The 4,288-nt window shown below is 66.8% G+C and carries 4 protein-coding genes; 3 read left to right on the top strand and 1 reads right to left on the bottom strand.

What is annotated here, in order from left to right; all coding sequences use genetic code 11:
* The 3 genes from ON27_RS29700 to ON27_RS29690 form a co-directional block, all read left to right on the top strand.
* A partial coding sequence (locus tag ON27_RS29700; RefSeq protein ID WP_043735028.1) for a transglycosylase SLT domain-containing protein occupies positions 1-356 on the top strand: 356 nt, incomplete at its 5' end.
* A 377-nt stretch (positions 357-733) separates the two neighbouring features.
* Entirely contained in the window at positions 734-2,869 is a 2,136-nt protein-coding gene (locus tag ON27_RS29695) for a hypothetical protein (protein WP_043735026.1), read from the top strand.
* 118 nt (positions 2,870-2,987) lie between these two features.
* Positions 2,988-3,872: a MurR/RpiR family transcriptional regulator gene (locus ON27_RS29690; protein ID WP_043735024.1), complete on the top strand. Its 885-nt coding sequence runs from the start codon at positions 2,988-2,990 to the stop codon at positions 3,870-3,872.
* A gap of 26 nt (positions 3,873-3,898) precedes the next feature.
* Here ON27_RS29690 and ON27_RS29685 read toward each other — a convergent pair.
* Positions 3,899-4,288: C40 family peptidase (locus ON27_RS29685; protein ID WP_043735022.1), on the bottom strand; the 390-nt coding region annotated here is incomplete at its 5' end.

Genomic DNA, 4,288 nt, shown 5'->3' with positions numbered 1-4,288 from the left:
GACAGCAGGGGCAGTGGATCAACGAGGCGCTGCAAGTATTGCGGCAGCACGGCTACGACACGCGCCAGATCGATCCGGCCGACATCGCGGCGATCATCCAGCACGAGTCCGGTGGCAACCCGAACGCGATCAACCTCTGGGACAGCAACGCCGCGGCCGGAATTCCGTCCAAGGGCCTGATGCAGACCATCGATCCCACGTTCAACGCGTATTCCGTTCCGGGACACCGTGATATCTGGAATCCGGTGGACAACATCGTCGCCGGCGTGCGATATGCCATCGAGCGTTACGGGTCGGTGAGCAATGTGCCGGGCATCGTGCAGATGCGCGGCGGCGGGTCGTACGTGGGGTATTGACGCCACACGCTCGCGAGCCCCAGTGGTGCAGGCGCATGGGGAGCGAACCGCTTTCGAGTTCCGAAGCGAGAGCACCGCATCGGTCATTTGTTCAATTCCGTTGCACCGGAGTGAAACTCGGCTGCTGAAGTTCTTTTCTGCCTACACCCGGTGAATACCGGAAGATGTCCGGAAGGTGAACACATGGTTGCGCTAAAGGGTTGCTGTGCAACAAGAGTTGCGCCATGCTGGTGCGTATGGTCGCGCGTTCCTCTCCTAGCCGGTCGGCACGACCGGAACGCGAATCGGAAGACCCGGAGGGTTGCTGTCCGGGGGTCGTCGCATCCTGGGTGCGCGCCCGGCTAGGTGCTCGGTTCCGGCGGCGCAGGGTCGCTTGGTTGCTGTTGATCCTGTTCGCGCTGTTCGTCTTTCCCGGCCTGCTCGGCGCGGTCGCGGCGGCGCAGAGCCAGGCCGCCTCGGCGGGCACGTCCCAGATCGACGGCCTCAGCTGGATGAACATACGCGATTCGTCCGGGGTTTCGTTGTCCAGCTACACCTTCGCCACCGATCGGGGCGGTCCCTTGAACCCGGGCGCGACCATCCTGTGGGCGATCCTCGGGCTGGAGTTCATCGGTTACCTGGCGATCGTGACGTCGGCGATCTGGCTGATCGGCTACGCGCTGAGCTTCCGCTGGATGGATTGGTTCGCCGCGGCGCTGCGGGGCGTGGCCGACGCGCTGACCGGTCAGCTCGCGACGCCGATCATGCTGGTGACGGCGGCGACCATCGGCGCGTTCTTCGTCGGCTGGTTCATCGCGCGCGGCTACCACGCCAAAGCGGCGGTGCAGGTCGTGACGATGGTCGCGGTCGCGCTTCTCGGACCGGTGTTCCTGGCCGCGCCGCTGTCGGAGGTGTTGTCCTCACACGGCTTGCTGGCCCAGGGCCGCGATCTGGGCATCGCGGTGGCTGCGGGGTTGAACGGGAACGAGAGTCCGAATCCGTCCCAGTTGATGCCGACCATGCAGGAGACGCTCGCCGACAACTTCGCACGGCGTCCGGTGCAGGTGTGGAACTTCGGGCACGTGGTGGACGAGAGTCCCGCGTGCCGCGCCGCGTGGTCGGCGGGCATCCGGTCCGGCGACGACGATCGGGTGCGCGAGGGCCTGAGAGCCTGCGGCGACGCGGCCGCGCACGCCAAGGCCAGTGAGCCGAGCATGGGCCAGGTGGGCACCGGGCTGCTCCTGCTGCTGTGCGGCGGGGTCCTACTGGTGTTCGCGGCATATCTGAGCATCAGGGTCATGAAGGCGGCGATGGACGCGATCTACCACTGCTTCATGGCGATCTTCGGGTTCGCCGCCGGTGGCTTCGTATACGGGCCGACGCAGACGTTCCTGGTCCGCAATGTCGTCGAAGGATTCATCGCCGCGGCGCGAATGGCGGCCTACACCATTTTTCTCGGCGTCTATGTCCTGTTTCTCGGCAACCTTTTCCAGCAGGCCAGGGGCCAGGTCATGGCGGTGATCATCGTCGCGGGCGCGGTCGAGATCATCGCCATCTCCCAGTTGCGCAGGCTGAATCTGAGTCTGAGCAGTGGAAACGACTGGGTGGCCAACCGATTCGCGGCAGCCGTCCAAGGACCGCCTCGCCCTGGCGGCAGCGGGGGAGGCGCGGCACTCGGCATGGGAGCGGCGCAGGCGCGCGGCGCTCTTGGAGTCATCCCCGGGATGGCCGCGCTGAACACGATCAACATGTCGCCGGTCACCGCATGGCTCGCCGCGGCCACCCCGAATCCGTTGAGCCCGCTGTCGCGCCGGAAGAAGCGCAAGGAACTCGACAGCTTCGTCATCTCACCGATGATGCGCCAGATGCACGAGTACAACCACTCCGCCCGCGAGAACTGGCGTTTCAAAGCGGCCGGGCGACTGCGCGGAGTGGACGGCGGGATAAGGTCCGCGCTCGGTGTGGCCAATGTGCTCGACGGTCTCGGCGACAGCAAAGTGCCGGACGCCATGATCGCGCCGACTCTGCGGGCGATGCATGCCAACGATCAGCAGGTGGTCGACGCCCAACGGGCGCTGGCGGTCCAGAAAGCCAGCATGTCGCAGAATCCGTTCGGCTTCGCCCCGTTGCAGAAGGCCGTCGCCGCGGCGCGCGCGGTGGAGAGCCATGTCGGCATCGAGGCGCATCCGGCGTTCGCGGCGCAGGCCGTGGTCGCGGCCGACAACTTCGTGCGCCACTCCATCGCACCGATGAACCCGGTCCCCGACAACCATCCGTTCGTGCGGCGAGTGCTGGCGGCGGTGGACGACGAACAGCAACTCAGGAGGATCACCCCGGACGATTGGCGCGACGCCGGGCGAGACGTGCGCCAACATATCGGGCGGCATCTGGCCCTGGAGCACCAGGCTGCCGCGCAGAACTACTACACCGACCAGAGTGATGCCAACCGGCGGCTGCTGATGCGGTCGACCAGAAGGATTTCCAATCTGGACAGTTTCGACCCGGACGCGGGACCCGACCCGTGGGATCCCTAGGCGCGGGTGTGGGCAGACTGACAATATTCGCCGATCAGTGGTGTGAGGGAAGCCCTCGCGGGCAATATCGAACGAATGGATCGGCAGTCGGCCTACACGGCCATCCGGTAGGGCGCGCGTGGCCAGCGAGGCACCCAGCACGTTCCGGGAATTGCGTGTGCTGTTGCAGCGGCGATTCCCCGAACTCGCCGACGGACAGCAGCGGATCGCCAGGCTGGTACTCGACGACCCGGAAGGGACAGCGTTTCGCAGCATCGGCGAAAGCGCGGAGCTGGCGCGGGTGCATCGATCGTCGCTGGTGCGGTTCGCCACCATGCTCGGTCTGTCCGGCTACCCGGACCTGGTCCGGCTCTGCCGTCAGCAGCTCGCCGCGGAAGCGCACCTGGTGCGCGAGCGTGCCGCCGAACCGACCTCACGCGAACAGTTCCTCACCGCCGTGTTAGAGCACGACACGGCCAACGTGGCACGCGCGTTCGACCGGATCGATCGTGACGACTGGGACCGGGCGGTGCAAGCGGTGGCCTCGGCCGAGACGGTGCACGTGGTGGGCTTGCGGGTATCGCTGTCGGTGGCCTACCAGGTGGCCTATCTGTTGCGGGCGATCCGGCCCGGGGTCCGGCAGATCAAGGCCGCCGCCGGCCTGCTCGTCGACGAGCTGGGCGCCATCGGCGAGGGTGATGCCCTGGTGGCGGTATCCATTCACCGATACGCGCGGGAGACGGTGCAGGCGGTGGAGTGGGCGCGCCGACGTGGGGCCACGACCATCGCGTTCACCGACGGGCCGTCCTCTCCGCTGGCCCGGATCGCCGATCTGACGTTCTACGCCGAGACGGGCGGGCTGACGGATCTACCGTCCCTGACCGCGCTCACCTCGGTGGCGCAGGCGCTGGCTTTCGCCGTCGAGCAGCGGCTGGGCTCCGACCGCCGCTCGAAGCGCACTCCGGACGAGCGATTATTGGAGGAGTTCGCCGTGTACGAGGATCATCGCGCGCGAGGCGTGTGATCGTCGTCACGCAGGCGATCGGACGATCATGATGCCCAGCGTGCCGCGGCGTAACTGTCGGGCAGCTTGCGGTATTGGACGTGGCCGCCGGTGCGCGGAGCTTCGACGCACATGCCGTTGCCGATGTACATGATGACGTGACCGGGGTTGTTCGCCCCCTTGAACGAACTCGACGGGAAAATGAGATCGCCGGGCTTGATGTCCCTGGGATTCACTTTCGGCAGTTGCCGGTACTGATCCGCCGCCACCCGGGGGATCCGTACACCCGCGGCGGCCGCCGCGTACTGCATCAGGCCGGAGCAGTCGAAAGCGTTCGGTCCTTCCGCGCCCCAGACGTAGGGGTCTCCGAGTTGCGCGAGCGCCACCTCGATCGCCTTCGCGGCGGCCCCGGTCGCGCCGGTACCCGCGCTGCTTTT

The sequence above is a fragment of the Nocardia asiatica NBRC 100129 genome, assembly GCF_000308415.1.
GTDB classification, from domain to species: domain Bacteria; phylum Actinomycetota; class Actinomycetes; order Mycobacteriales; family Mycobacteriaceae; genus Nocardia; species Nocardia asiatica.
The sequence above is the reverse complement of the archived record's forward strand: the minus strand, read 5'-3'. Positions and strand labels throughout refer to the sequence as shown.